This is a genomic window from Algibacter ulvanivorans (assembly GCF_048381495.1).
Classification (GTDB): domain Bacteria; phylum Bacteroidota; class Bacteroidia; order Flavobacteriales; family Flavobacteriaceae; genus Algibacter_B; species Algibacter_B ulvanivorans.
Window position 1 is genome coordinate 218,859 of the sequence record NZ_JBLWGD010000004.1, and the last position, 14,148, is coordinate 233,006.

10 protein-coding genes are annotated in these 14,148 nt (G+C 32.7%); 6 read left to right on the forward strand and 4 right to left on the reverse strand.

Features of this window, described 5'->3' with window-relative positions:
* Positions 1–3 precede the first annotated feature (3 nt).
* Positions 4–843, forward strand: a complete 840-nt coding sequence (locus ACNG5D_RS11445; RefSeq protein ID WP_418183656.1) for an alpha/beta hydrolase family protein — start codon at positions 4–6, stop codon at positions 841–843.
* Between the two features lie 19 nt (positions 844–862).
* Positions 863–2,530, forward strand: a complete 1,668-nt coding sequence (locus tag ACNG5D_RS11450; protein ID WP_418183657.1) for a glycerol-3-phosphate dehydrogenase/oxidase — start codon at positions 863–865, stop codon at positions 2,528–2,530.
* Positions 2,531–2,532: 2 nt separating this feature from the next.
* Here ACNG5D_RS11450 and ACNG5D_RS11455 read toward each other — a convergent pair whose 3' ends face one another.
* From ACNG5D_RS11455 to ACNG5D_RS11470, 4 genes are read right to left on the reverse strand one after another with little or no spacing between them, the layout of a single operon-like run.
* Positions 2,533–3,627, reverse strand: a complete 1,095-nt coding sequence (locus ACNG5D_RS11455; protein ID WP_418183658.1) for an acyltransferase family protein — start codon at positions 3,625–3,627, stop codon at positions 2,533–2,535.
* A 9-nt stretch (positions 3,628–3,636) separates the two neighbouring features.
* Positions 3,637–4,962 carry a sugar MFS transporter gene (locus tag ACNG5D_RS11460; RefSeq protein WP_418183659.1) on the reverse strand — a complete coding sequence of 442 codons (1,326 nt, stop codon included), beginning with the start codon at positions 4,960–4,962 and terminating at the stop codon, positions 3,637–3,639.
* Between the two features lie 21 nt (positions 4,963–4,983).
* Positions 4,984–5,712 (reverse strand): LytR/AlgR family response regulator transcription factor, encoded by a 729-nt coding sequence (locus ACNG5D_RS11465; RefSeq protein ID WP_418183660.1) that lies wholly within the window; start codon positions 5,710–5,712, stop codon positions 4,984–4,986.
* Entirely contained in the window at positions 5,709–6,464 is a 756-nt protein-coding gene (locus ACNG5D_RS11470; protein ID WP_418183661.1) for a sensor histidine kinase, read from the reverse strand. The genes ACNG5D_RS11465 and ACNG5D_RS11470 overlap by 4 nt, the downstream gene beginning before the upstream one ends.
* Before the next feature lie 522 nt (positions 6,465–6,986).
* On the opposite strand from ACNG5D_RS11470, the gene ACNG5D_RS11475 reads away from it, so the two are divergent.
* From ACNG5D_RS11475 to ACNG5D_RS11490, 4 genes are all read left to right on the forward strand, one after another.
* The gene (locus ACNG5D_RS11475; protein ID WP_418183662.1) at positions 6,987–10,094 is read left to right on the forward strand and encodes a SusC/RagA family TonB-linked outer membrane protein; all 3,108 of its coding nucleotides are present in this window, start codon (positions 6,987–6,989) and stop codon (positions 10,092–10,094) included.
* 5 nt (positions 10,095–10,099) lie between these two features.
* Entirely contained in the window at positions 10,100–11,677 is a 1,578-nt protein-coding gene (locus tag ACNG5D_RS11480; protein WP_418183663.1) for a RagB/SusD family nutrient uptake outer membrane protein, read from the forward strand.
* Positions 11,678–11,780: 103 nt separating this feature from the next.
* Entirely contained in the window at positions 11,781–13,709 is a 1,929-nt protein-coding gene (gene nagB, locus ACNG5D_RS11485; RefSeq protein WP_418183787.1) for a glucosamine-6-phosphate deaminase, read from the forward strand.
* A gap of 11 nt (positions 13,710–13,720) precedes the next feature.
* Complete coding sequence (locus tag ACNG5D_RS11490; protein WP_418183664.1) at positions 13,721–14,137, forward strand: hypothetical protein; 417 nt, start codon at positions 13,721–13,723, stop codon at positions 14,135–14,137.
* The last annotated feature ends 11 nt before the right edge of the window (positions 14,138–14,148 follow it).

A 14,148-nucleotide genomic window follows, 5' to 3' on the forward strand; every position in this document is an offset into this window, starting at 1 on the left:
ATTATGGCAATATTAAAAAACATTATTATTGAAGGGAAACACCAAAAACCTATACTTACAGATCTATTTTACAAAAACAATAACCATAAAAAACCAATAATTATATTTTGCCATGGTTACAAAGGATTTAAAGATTGGGGTGCTTGGAATTTAATGGCAAATGCTTTTTCTCAAGCAAGTTTCTTTTTTATAAAATTTAATTTTTCGCATAACGGCGGTACAGTTAATCAACCTATAGATTTTCCAGACCTAGAAGCCTTTGGAAATAATAATTATACTAAAGAGTTAGATGATTTAGAAACCGTAATTAATTGGATTTGCAATCAAAATAAATTTAAAACAGAAGCAGACATTAATAACATTAGTTTAATAGGCCATAGCAGAGCAGGAGGCATAGTAACCATAAAAGCAGAAGAAGATATACGCATAAAAAAAGTAATAAGCCTTGCCGGAGTATGCGATTTTGGTAAAAGATCATCAACATCTGGAAATTTAAAACAATGGAAAAAAGATGGCGTAAAATATATTTTAAATGGGCGTACTAAACAACAAATGCCCCATTATTATCAATTTTACGAAAACTTTATTGCTAATCAAGAAAGATTAACTATAAAACGAGCCGTAACAAACTTAAAAATACCATATTTAATTGTTCATGGAAGCGGAGACACGAACATACTAATTGAAGAAGCTAAAAAACTTCATAAATGGAACCCTAAAAGTAAACTAGAAGTAATAAAAGGCGCTAATCATGTTTTTGATGCCTCGCACCCTTGGAATAAAGAAGAATTACCAAAAAACTTAAACGATACCACAAATAAAATTATTAACTTTTTAAATTGATTTATTATAAAATAAATGTGTGGCAAATTTTTCAATACTAAATAGAGAAAACCAACTTAAAAAAATAACTACCAATACTTTTAATATCGTTATTATTGGTGGTGGTATTACTGGAGCTGGAATAGCATTAGATGCAGCATCGAGAGGCTTAAATGTTTGCCTTATCGAAAAAAACGATTTCGCATCAGGAACAAGTAATAAATCAACAAAACTTATACACGGAGGCTTACGTTACCTAAAACAGTTTGAAATAGGATTAGTAAAAGAGTCTGGAACAGAACGAGCTATAGTGCACAAACTAGCACCACATTTAGTAATTCCAGAAAAAATGCTTCTTCCTTTAATTGAAGGCGGAAACTACGGAAAATTAATAACCGCAATTGGTCTAAAAATTTACGATTTTTTAGCAGATGTAAACAAAGAAGATCAACGCATCATGCTAAATAAAACAGAAACAATAAAAAAAGAGCCTCTATTAAATAATAAAAAAATTACGGGCGGAGGCTTCTATTCGGAATATCGGACTGATGATGCTAGGCTAACCATAGAACTTTTAAAAAAAGCAGCTTCTTACGGTGCTACAATTTTAAATTATTGCGAATTAAAATCATTCGAATATAACGAGCATTCTAAAATTAAAAGCCTTAATTGTATAGATTATAATTCCAATAAAGTAATAACCATAAAAGCCCAGTACTATATTTCTGCAACTGGGCCTTGGGTAGACACATTACGTACAATAGACACCTCTAAAAACAATAAATATTTACACCTTACAAAGGGTATACATTTAGTTTTTCCTTTTAACAAGTTACCTATTAAACAATCTATTTATTTTGATGCCCCAGATGGTAGAATGATTTTTGCAATTCCAAGAGAGCGCATAACTTATGTTGGTACAACAGACACTAATTATAACGGAAATTTAGATCGTGTTGTTACAACTATAAACGATACCAAATACTTACTAAACGCCATTAATAATACATTTAAAAATGTAGAATTAACAATAAACGATATAGAATCTAACTGGGCTGGTTTACGGCCACTTATTCACGAAAATGGTAAAAAACCATCGGAATTATCAAGGAAAGATGAAATTTTTATTTCAAAAAGCGGACTTATCTCTATTGCAGGAGGAAAACTAACAGGGTATAGAAAAATGGCACAACGTGTTATCGAAACTGTTTTAAAACAAATGACCATTAAAGAAAAAGCGAAATTTAAAACATCGTTTACAGAACAAATTCCGTTAGGCTCAGCGTCATTTAATTCCGAAATCAATATAAACAACTACAAGAAGCACATTGAAAACCTGTTATTAAACCTTGGAGTAAAAGACAAATATTACGCTACTTACCTATGCTCTACTTATGGAAAACAAACAGACTTAATACTAAATAAGTTAAATACTTTTAAAAACACAACTAAATTAGAATGCCTAATTAGAGCTGAACTTTGGTATTGCATACATTACGAAATGGTTAATGCGCTTTCAGACTTTTTTGTTAGGCGTACTGGGCGGTTATACTTTAATATTTCAAGCATCAATAAATACTTAAACATTGTGGCAAACGATTTTGCAATGTATTTAAAATGGACACCACATAAATTATCTTTAGAAAAAGAAAAACTAAACCTTTTAATAAAAGATGCAACTACTTTTTACGATAAAGAATTTAAATAAGTTTATACTTTTATAAACAGCTTTTGCCTATACATAAAATATCCTAAAAAAATATAAAACATTACAACCGTTAATGCATACAACAGCGAAGAGAATTTTAAACTTAAAAAATCTTGAATAAACAACGTATTGTAAAGCCACGAATGTACATTGTTTTGTTGATCTACTTTTATTAAATACATGGTTTTTGATATTATGCTCGATAAAAAGTAAATGGTAATCGCATTCATCCCTACGTATTTAAAAATACTTCCAAATTTGTACTGTTTCACATCTTTAAAATAGTAAATAACAGCCAATATTAATGCACCCCAACCACTAGTTACTAAAACAAAGCTACTACTCCAAATGGCTTTATTTATAGGAAAAAACAAATTAAAAACATAACCCAAAACCAACCAACCAAAAGCTACAATAAACAACTGCTTAACTGGGTTTATTTGATTTAATATTTTACCTGTTAAAACCCCTAAAACACAAGTTGCAATTGCGGGAATTGTACTTACAATACCTTCGGGGTCGTAATCTGGTTGCCACATATGGTTTTGTAAAAACTTCAAATCAATAAAACTAACCCAATTGTTTGATGCTCTATCAAAAGTAGGTGAAACGTCATTTGGTAAAGGGGCAAAACCTAAAAACAACCAATACGCAATTAAAATAAATATAGAAATACCTAACAATTGTTTCCAACTACAATTAATGTATAATACCGATGAAATAAAAAACACAACACCTATTCTTTGTAATACACCTGGTAATCGTAAAGTTTCAAAATCTTCAACAAAAGGAAAAATGGGTGTAAATACATTAATAAACAAACCCAAACCAATTAATTTAAGGCTTCTAATAGCAATTTTTTTATACGTTTTACTTGTAGTTCGTTTATTTTTATATGCATAAAAAATAGAGATACCTACAATAAATAAAAAGAAAGGAAATATTAAATCGGTAGGTGTTAAACCGTGCCAATTAGCATGTAATAATGGTGAGTAAACAGCACCCCAATCGCCAGGAGTATTTACCAAAATCATTGCTACTATAGTAAACCCTCTTAAAACATCAACCGATTCAATTCTATTTTTGTTAGACATCATTTTAAAAGCTTATGTTTTTTTAAGCCCTACTTTATGCCCCCAAAAGGCGTAATAAAAAATAATAATATAACAAGGTAACAAAATCCAATATCCAAAAGATGCAGCTTCCGCTAAAGCGTTAGCTTCATTGGCTCCAATTGCCAACAAGGCTTCTTTTTTATTATCAACTAAAGTACCGTATAACGGAGGCAAGATAGCTCCGCCAGAAATAGCCATAATTAGTAATGCAGATGCTGTTTTAGTAAATTTACCTAACCCTGTTAATGCTAACGGCCAAATGGCTGGCCAAACTAAAGCATTAGCAATACCTAAGGCCGCAACAAAAAGCACCGAAGTAAACCCATTAGTAAATACAATACAAAATGAAAGTATAATGCCTAAAATAGCACTAGACTTTAAGGCAAAAGCCTGACTTATATATTTAGGTATTAAAAATACGCCCAAAGCATAAGTAGCAACCATAGCCATTAACGTAAATAAGGTGAAAAATTTAGCTTTTTCTACAGGAATATCAAGAGAAATGCCATAAGAAATTATAGTATCACCAGCTATAACCTCAACACCTACATAAACAAATAAAGCTAAAACGCCCAACCATAAATGCGGAAATTGAAAAATACTAGATTTTGTTTTTTCTCCAGTTTCTGAAGCCTCAATAGGTTGCGCTTCTACATGCGGAAGAGGTGCTTTTCTTATTAAAATACCCAGTAAAAATAATACAACAGCCATTACTATGTAAGGTGTAACAACACTATCGGCCATGGTGTTTAACAAGCTAGCTTTTTCTGTTTCATCAACTAAACTTAATTTCTCTTTAATTTCATCTATTCCAGATAAGAGTAGAGCACCAAAAATTACAGAGCCTAAAGCTCCAGCTACTTTATTAGCAATTCCCATAATGGCTATGCGTTTTGCAGCACTCTCTATAGGCCCCAAAATAGTTATGTATGGGTTTGATGCTGTTTGCAACAAAGTCATCCCTGCACCTTGTATAAAAATAGCTGTTAAAAACATCCAATATGTTCTGGCTTCGGCCGCAGGAATAAAAACTAAAGCACCAACGGCCATGATAATTAATCCTAACGACATGCCTTTTCTGTAACCAAGTTTATTTATAATTCTTGAGGCTGGTAATGCCATAACCACAAATGAAATATAAGATGCTGATGCAACCAAGTAAGACTGCGCATCTGTTAATTCGTTTATAGTTTTCATAAACGGGATTAGCGCTCCATTTATCCAGGTTACAAAACCGAAAATAAAAAATAATCCTGCTATGATTGCAATAGGTATAAAAGTGTTGTTTTTTACTAATTTTTCGTGTGTATTAGACATGATTATTTACTGGTTTTCTGGTTAATTTTTAGCGTCTTTATCGTCATTTATATTAAAAATGCGCTCTTTTGTTTGTTTTACATAGTTTCTTCCTATAGGAATTTTTCTGTTTGAAATTTCAACAGTATTTCCTTCTAACGCTATAACTTTATTAATTGAAACCGTATACGATCTATGAATACGAATAAAGTTTGATTGTGGTAACTCTTCGGTTATAGCAGTAAGCGATTTATGCACTACATAATCGCCTATAGTTGTAATTACCTTTATATAATCCTTTAGGCTTTCTACATAAAGTATATCGTTTAAGTTTATTTTAATTAGCTTTTTATTAACTTTTAAAAAAATATGTGGTTCTTGTTGCAAACTATACTCGGCCGAGGTATTGCTAACATAAACTTGTTGGTACACTTTATTTATAGTTTTTAAAAAGCGATTAAACGGTATAGGTTTTACCAAATAATCTAAAATATTAAGCTCGAAACTTTTTACGGCATATTCACGATAAGCAGTTGTAAATACAATAAGAGGCTTGTGGCTTAAGTTTTCAATAAATGAAAACCCTGTCATTTGTGGCATATTAATATCTAAAAAAATAAGATCTATTTTTTCCTGTTCTAAAATACGATAGGCTTTTAATGGGTTGGTAAAAGTTTCAATAATTTCAATATGATCAAAACTCTTTAAATGATTTTCAATCACAGAAATTGCCAAAGGCTCGTCATCAATTATAATGCACTTAATTTTCATGATACCGGAATTTTTAAAAACAGAATGTAGTTGTTTCCTTCGGCTTTAGTCTCTAAAACAAAATCGTTTGGAAAAAGCAATTCTAATCGACGTTTGGCATTTTCATTTCCAATACCATAACTGCTATCTTGAGATGCTTCGGGGTTAAAATTATTTATTAGTGTAAATTCTAAATAATTATTAGTTAACACATTAAAATTCATTCGTAATTTAAGTTTTTCGTTATCTTTCATGCCGTGTTTAAAAGAGTTTTCTACAAACGAAAGTAATAATAATGGTGGCACACAAATATCTTCAATATCACCCGAAATATCCATTTCTGCATCTACTCTATCTTCAAAACGAAGATGTTCTATATCTATAAAATTATTAATGTGGCTAATTTCATTTAACAAACTAGCTTTCGAGTCTTTAATCTCATACAATACGTATTGCATCATATCGGATAATTTAAGAATCATACGTGGCGCATTATCCGATTTTTTTAATGTTAATGCATACAGATTATTTAAAGTGTTAAAGAAAAAATGAGGTTGTATTTGGGTTCGTAAGTATTTAAGCTCCGAGCTTAATTGTAATTTTTCAAGTTTTTCTACACGCTTACGCTCAAAAATCCAATCGGCGGTTAATTTTATTGTTGTTGCCAAACCAACTTCATAAATTCCGCTTAAAACCACAACAACAATATGGTTAAAAGAATACGCTTGTTGTGGAGATCCCGACTCTGGCCATACATTTTTATTTATAAACATATAAATAAGCTCTGTTCTAATAACATAAAATAAACAGAGCGAAACAATAAAGTAAAATGCATACCTTTTATATTTTTTCTTTAGTATAAATTTAGGAATTAGTATATATATATTCACATATACCAAAATAACTGCCATAGAAAATGTAACGATATTCGATTTAAACGAATACCAGTAATCGTTATAATAACTTCCCCATCTTACAACATTAAAAATAAAGTATCCTAACCAAAAAATAACATGATATTTAATGGGAATAGTTTCGCCTATTTTTTTATTAAAGATTGAAATAATTCTTAGATTTAAATGATTTTTATTGAAAATTCATCATCAATATACAGCAATTTTAATGATATATTCACTAATTAACAATTAAAATAACAATAGTTTATTTTACCAAAATCACTTATCGAATCTAAAATGTTGTCTATATGCAAAATGATGTCGTTTATATAATTTTTTTTAAAACTATTTTAATATTAAATAGATTGGCTTAACTAAAAAAAACAAAATAATCAAATTATGAAACAAAATTTACGAACACTCTTCTTGTTTTCTTTTTTATTATTAACGGCTCAAATAACTTTTGCCCAAGAAAAAGAAATTACAGGAACAGTAACTTCAAAAGCCGATGGCATTCCGCTTCCTGGTGTGAATGTGGTTGTACAAGGAACAACTAACGGTGCCCAAACAGATTTTGATGGTAATTATTCATTAACAGCTAATGTTGGAGACATTCTGTCATTTTCTTATATAGGAATGACAAACGTACAAGTTACCGTTGGAAACTCTAGTGTGATTGATGTTGAATTAGTAGAAGATGCCACACAATTAAACGAAGTTGTTGTAACAGCTTTAGGTATTAAAAAAGAAAGAAAAACACTTACTTATTCTGCTCAAGACGTTAAAGGAGACGACTTAACAAGGGTAAAACAAACCAACCCTATTAATAGTTTATCTGGAAAATCTGCAGGTTTAACTATTACACGAAGTGCTTCTGGTGTAGGTGGCGCTACTAAAGTGGTTTTAAGAGGTAACTCTTCTACAAGTAATAACGACCCGTTATATGTTATTGATGGTGTTCCTATGTTAAATAACGGTAACGGACAAAATGGTGAAGCTCCTGGAACTAGTATTTTTGGTAGCCAAACTGGTAATAGAGATGGTGGAGACATTACATCACTTATTAACCCTGATGATGTTGAAAGTATGACGGTACTAAAAGGAGCTTCGGCAGCTGCATTATATGGTAGTCAAGGTGCAAATGGTGTTATATTAATTACTACCAAAAGCGGTAAAGAAGGTAAAATAAAAGTAAACTTTAATACAACCTTTACGGTAGATAATGTTATATCGTTACCAGAGCCTCAAACCGAATACCAATCCAATTCTGTAGGAGGTGCTATTACCGAAAATGGTCGAGTAACAGACCCTAAATCTTGGGGAGCAAAAACAAGTGGCTTATCAAACACTATTGACGACTTTTTTAAAACGGGTACCACAGCAACACAAGCCATTTCTTTAAGTGCGGGTAATAAAGTAGCACAAACATATTTCTCTTTTGCTAACACATCTGCTACTGGAGTTATGCCAGAAAACAGATTAAACAGAAATGTTTTAAACTTACGCGAAACCGCTAGCTTTTTAAACGATAAAATTCAAGTTTCTGCAAACATTAGTTTATCAGACCAACGCATCTGGAACCGACCAGGTAATGGCTTATACTCTAACCCGTTAACAGGTTTATACCTTAATCCTGTTGGAATTGATTTAAACAATTACAAAAATAAATTCGAGTATTTTAATACGGCGACCAACATGATGGATCAATATGCTACATCATTTGATGAAAACATACAACAAAACCCATATTGGTTAATACACAGAAATCCAAGTAAAGATATTGCCCAAAGAGTACTTGCTAGTGTAAGTGTTAAATATCAACTAAACGAAAATTTATCACTACAGTCTAGAGGTAGTTTTGATAAATCATTCTTTACTTACGATAAAAGGTTGTACGCAGGTAGCGATTTAACATTTGTACCAACTACAGGTCGTTATATCCTTGAAAAAACCGAAAACACACAACAGTATTTAGATTTAATAGCAAATTATAACAAAGATTTATCTGAAGATTTCGACTTTAACTTAACTCTTGGTACAAGTTTAACTAAATACAAAATTGGAGACCAAATATTATTAGATTCTGGTCCAGAAGGCTTAAGATTCCCTAACGTATTTACTATTGCTAATTTTGAATCGTCTAACGGTATTGCACAAACTGTAGCAAACAGAGAAGTACAATCTGTATTTGGTGCGGCAAACATTGGCTATAAAGACATGTTATATTTAGATATTACAGGAAGAACAGATTGGTCTTCTACGTTAGTTAACACAAAATCTAGCTCATTCTTTTACCCATCATTTGGTTTAACTAACGTTTTATCAGAAATGTTTGAAATGCCAGAGGCTATAGATTTTGCTAAAGTAAGAGTCTCTTACGCCGAGGTTGGTAAAGATATTCCTGCTTACGCCACCGTACCCCTAAGAACTATTGGTACAACTGGCACAACAGGTACTGTTGGCTCTGCAAACCAAGCAACTTTTGCACCTAGAGAAGGAGAAACTTTAGAACCAGAAAAACAAAAATCTTTCGAAATTGGTACAGAATGGCGCTTTTTAGGAAACAGGTTAGGCTTAGACTTAACTTACTATAGCTCTAACACAGAAAATCAAATATTCTTTATAGCAGCGCAACCTAACGTTCAAGGATATACTCAAAACATAGTTAATGCAGGTAAAATTTCAAACAAAGGAATAGAATTAGTATTAAATGGTAAGCCAATTGTAAACGATAACTTTACATGGAATGCAGCTTTAAACTTTGCATCAAACAAAAACAAAGTAGTTTCTGTACACCCATCGCTTGATAATGGAGAAGCTATACTAACTGCTCCTGGTGTTAATGGTTATGCATATTCTTTAATTGAAGGAGAAGATTTTGGTAGTATTAGAGGTAGATCAATAGTACGAAATGAAGACGGATTACCTGTTGTTACAGATGATGGTGGAAACTTAACTATTGAAGCTACAGAATTTGAAACCATAGCTCATGCACAACCAGACTTTACTTTAGGTTTAAGCAACTCTTTCGAATTTAAAAACTTTTCTGTTAACTTCTTAATCGATGGTAAATTTGGTGGCGATGTTGTAAGTGTTACAGAAGCCGTAAACGATTTTTACGGAGTATCTCAAGCATCAGCCGATGCAAGAAATAAAAACGGCGGAATGATTAACGTTGTAACAACTGGTGGGGCAAGTGCACAAATGACAGCACAAGATTACTATACTAAAACAGCAGGCAGAGCTGGTTTATTAGGTGAATACGTATACAACGCAACCAACATAAGTTTAAGAGAACTATCTATTGGTTACACCTTACCAAAAGTTAACGATTTCTTTGATTCTATTAAACTATCATTAATAGCCAACAACTTATTCTTTATTTATAAAGATGCACCGTTCGATCCAAACATCGCTTCTAGTACCGGTATAGGGTTACAAGGTGTAGACATATACGGGCAACCTTCAACAAGAAGTATAGGATTAAACATTAACGTAAATTTCTAAGAAAAATGAAAAATATATATAAATACGTACTAGCTTCTTTCATAACAATTAGTTTAGCTAGTTGTACAGACGATTTTGAAAAAACAAACACCAACCCTCATGGTATTTCAGAGGAGAGTTTAACTCAAATGAACAACAATGTTGGTAACGAGTTTGGCCCCATGTTTTTAAATGTGTTTAATGTAACACCAGCATGGAATTACCAATTACAACAAGGCCTTATGGGCGATGTGTTTTCTGGATACATGACTGCACCAACACCTTTTGCAGGAAATGTAAACAACCAAACCTATGCATTAGTTGATGGATGGAATGGTTTCCCTTGGAGCGATGCTTACGGAAATGTAATGCCACAAGCTTTAAATGTGAAAAATGCAGTAGAGTTAAGTGGAGATGCAAATGGTACTAAGTTTGTTCACCTAGCTAATATTATAAAAGTAACAGGCATGCATCGTGTTGCCGATATTTACGGACCAATTCGTTATACAAAATTTAACGATTTTGCTACAACTGGAGAGTACGACCCACAAGATGTTGCTTACCAAGCATTTTTTGACGATTTAGGAGCTGCTATTGATGGTTTAGAAGCCTTTGAAGGCGAAGGCCAATTTGCACCTTTCGATATGTCTAACTTTGCTGGCGATATAGCTTCATGGAGACAATTTGCAAACAGCATAAGGTTACGCTTAGCCATTAGAGTATCTAAAGTAAACCCAACACTTGCAAAAACTCAAGGTGAACTTTCGTTATCTAGTAATGCAGGTTTAATGGAAAGTACAGATATGGTAATTAATACAGGTTTCCCTCATCCAATTACTGTTATTAGCGGATCTTGGGGAGATGTTAGAATGGGAGCCGAAATGGAATCGATCTTAACCGGTTATAATGACGATAGAATTGAAACCTACTTTAACCCTTCGGCTGATGCATCATTGGCAGGAGATTATAAAGGAATTAGAATGGGTATTGATATTACTGCAAAGAGTCAATATGGCGATCATGCCTCTATAGGAAGCGTTATTGATGGAGAAACTTTAACTTGGATGACTGCTGCCGAAGTACACTTCTTAAAAGCTGAAGCTGCTTTAAGAGGTTGGACAGGAGCTGGCGATGCTAAAACCAATTACGAAGCTGGAGTTACCGCATCGTTTGCTCAACATGGAATATCTGGAGCAGATACTTACCTAGCAGATAATACCAGTACACCAGCAGATTTTGTAGATGCACTTAACGCCACTAACAACATTGCTTATGCAAGCGATGTAAAAATAGCATATAACGATGCTGGCACCAACGAAGAACAGTTAGAGCAAATTATTACCCAAAAATGGATAGCTATGTTCCCCGACGGACAAGAAGCTTGGAGTGAGTTTAGACGCACAGGATACCCAAGAATATTTCCTGTAGTGGTTAATAATAGCGGCGGTGATATAGACACAAACATACAAGTAAGAAGAATAAATTTTGTTGAAAGCGAAGTAAATACAAATGGAGAAAATGTAGCAACTGCTGTTAGCTATTTAAACGGCCCAGATCATGGCGGAACTCGTTTATGGTGGGATGTTGGAGGACCTAATTTTTAATATCAAAAGTTGAAATTAGTTTAAGTTTAGTTTGATGTTAAGCAAACGAAAAACCTAGGTTTTTCGTTTGCTTTAACTTAAAAATTGTTAACTATAAAATAGCATTATTGTGAAAATTGCAGACCCTAAAAATATAACTTACACACAAGCTGGAAAATTTGAAGAAACACGTTTTGAAAAAATACACAATATAATTTTCAAAGACTCTACAGAAGCTTCTATACTAGTTGCCCAAGAAATAGCCAGCTTAATTAAAGAAAAAGAACGCCAAAATAAGCCTTGCGTTTTAGGTTTAGCCACAGGCTCATCTCCTATAAAAGTTTACGAAGAACTTATTAGAATACACAAAGAAGAAGGGTTAAGTTTTGCCAATGTTATTACTTTTAACTTAGATGAATACTACCCAATGGATAAAAATAACATTCAAAGTTATTTTTATTTTATGCACGAGCACCTTTTTAATCACATAGATATTCTACCCGAAAACATTAACATACCAGACGGTAAAGTTAGTACAGAAAATCTATACCAATCTTGTGTTGATTACGAAATGAAAATAAAAGCTGTTGGAGGCTTAGATTTTCAACTTCTAGGTATAGGCAGAACGGGGCACATAGGTTTTAACGAACCTGGATCACACCAAAATTCAGGAACAAGAAGTATAACCCTAGATCACATTACAAGGGTTGATGCCGCACCCGCTTTTTTAGGCATTGATAATGTACCAAGAAAAGCCATTACTATGGGTATTGGCACCGTACTTAGTGCTAAACGTATTGTACTTTTAGGTTGGGGAGCCAATAAAGCAGAAATTCTAAAAAAAACTATTGAAAGCGATATAACATCTAATGTTCCTGCAACCTATTTGCAAAACCACAATAACACTACGTTTATTATTGACCAGGGCGCATCATCCGAATTAACTCGTGTAAAAACACCTTGGTTAGTAACATCTTGTGTTTGGGATGAAGACTTAAAACTAAAAGCTGTTGTTTGGCTTTCAGAACTTTTAAACAAACCCATTTTAAAATTAACAGATAAAGATTATAATAATAACGGTATGTCTGGCCTACTTACTGAAGAAGGCACAGCTTACGATTTAAATATAAAAATGTTTAACAAACTCCAGCACACCATTACAGGTTGGCCTGGAGGTAAACCTAATGCCGACGATTCTAACAGACCCGAACGCGCTAATATTCCTAAAAAGAGAGTTATTATTTTTAGTCCTCACCCAGATGATGATGTAATCTCTATGGGCGGCACTTTTGATAGATTGGTAGAACAAGGGCACGATGTGCATATAGCTTACCAAACATCAGGAAACATTGCGGTTTCAGACGAAGAAGCATTAAAATTTGCCGAAATCACGCAAACTTTATGCCCTAATTGCCAAGACACTCATAGCATTATTAACTTTTTAAAATTAAAAACAGATAATGATATTGATTCTAAAGAAGTGCGCCAATTAAAAGGTTTAATAAGGCGAAGCGAGTCTTTAGCTGCAACAAGATATTTAGGATTAAACGACGAAAATGTTCATTTTCTTGATTTACCATTTTACGAAACAGGCACCATAAAAAAGAATAATATCTCTAATGATGATATTACTATTATAAATAGCCTAATAGAAGCTATAAAACCGCATCAAATTTATGCTGCAGGAGATTTAGCAGATCCTCACGGCACTCACAAAGTATGCTTAGATGCTTTATTTACATCTTTAGAGCAGTTAAAACATAATACGTATATGGATGATTGCTGGGTATGGTTATATCGTGGTGCATGGCACGAATGGGAATCGCATCAAATAGAAATGGCTGTGCCAATGAGCCCAGACCAAGTACTTAAAAAAAGACATGCTATTTTTTATCATCAATCTCAAAAAGATGGCGTTATGTTTCAAGGCGACGATTCTAGAGAGTTTTGGGTGCGCGTTGAAGACAGAAACAGATTAACAGCAAAAAAATATAACGACTTAGGCTTAGCCGATTATGCTGCTATTGAAGCTTTTAAACGTTATCATTTTTAAAAAATAAAGTATTGAAAAACCTATTACTGCTTTTTTGTGTTTCTATTTTATTTAACTGTTCTAACAAAAACAAGTTAATCGGATCATGGAAAATGGTTTACGCACAAACCATAGAAAACGACTCGCTAAAAATAAAAGATTTAACAAATACAACATTTATAAAAATTATTAACGATAATCATTTTTCATTTTTTAACCAAGATAACAACAACTCTAAAAATTTTTATGGCGGAGCTGGCACATACACTTTAAAAGGTAATAGCTATACAGAAACCTTAAGTTTTACATCTGTTAAAGCCATTAAAAATCACAAGTTCCCTTTTACTATTATGTTTAAAGGCGACACCTTAATTCAATCTGGTACAGAAGAAATTAAAGCCGCAGGAATAAAACGTAAAATTATAGAAAAGTATGTTAAAATAAACTAACACACCTTTTC

What these genes read in the sequence shown, in the direction of transcription:
- ACNG5D_RS11465 (WP_418183660.1), bottom strand. Translation starts at nt 5,712, where the DNA reads ATGAAAATTAAGTGCATTATAATTGATGACGAGCCTTTGGCAATTTCT.
- ACNG5D_RS11455 (WP_418183658.1), bottom strand. Translation starts at nt 3,627, where the DNA reads ATGATGTCTAACAAAAATAGAATTGAATCGGTTGATGTTTTAAGAGGG.
- ACNG5D_RS11445 (WP_418183656.1), top strand. Translation starts at nt 4, where the DNA reads ATGGCAATATTAAAAAACATTATTATTGAAGGGAAACACCAAAAACCT.
- ACNG5D_RS11475 (WP_418183662.1), top strand. Translation starts at nt 6,987, where the DNA reads ATGAAACAAAATTTACGAACACTCTTCTTGTTTTCTTTTTTATTATTA.
- ACNG5D_RS11460 (WP_418183659.1), bottom strand. Translation starts at nt 4,962, where the DNA reads ATGTCTAATACACACGAAAAATTAGTAAAAAACAACACTTTTATACCT.
- ACNG5D_RS11480 (WP_418183663.1), top strand. Translation starts at nt 10,100, where the DNA reads ATGAAAAATATATATAAATACGTACTAGCTTCTTTCATAACAATTAGT.
- ACNG5D_RS11470 (WP_418183661.1), bottom strand. Translation starts at nt 6,464, where the DNA reads ATGTTTATAAATAAAAATGTATGGCCAGAGTCGGGATCTCCACAACAA.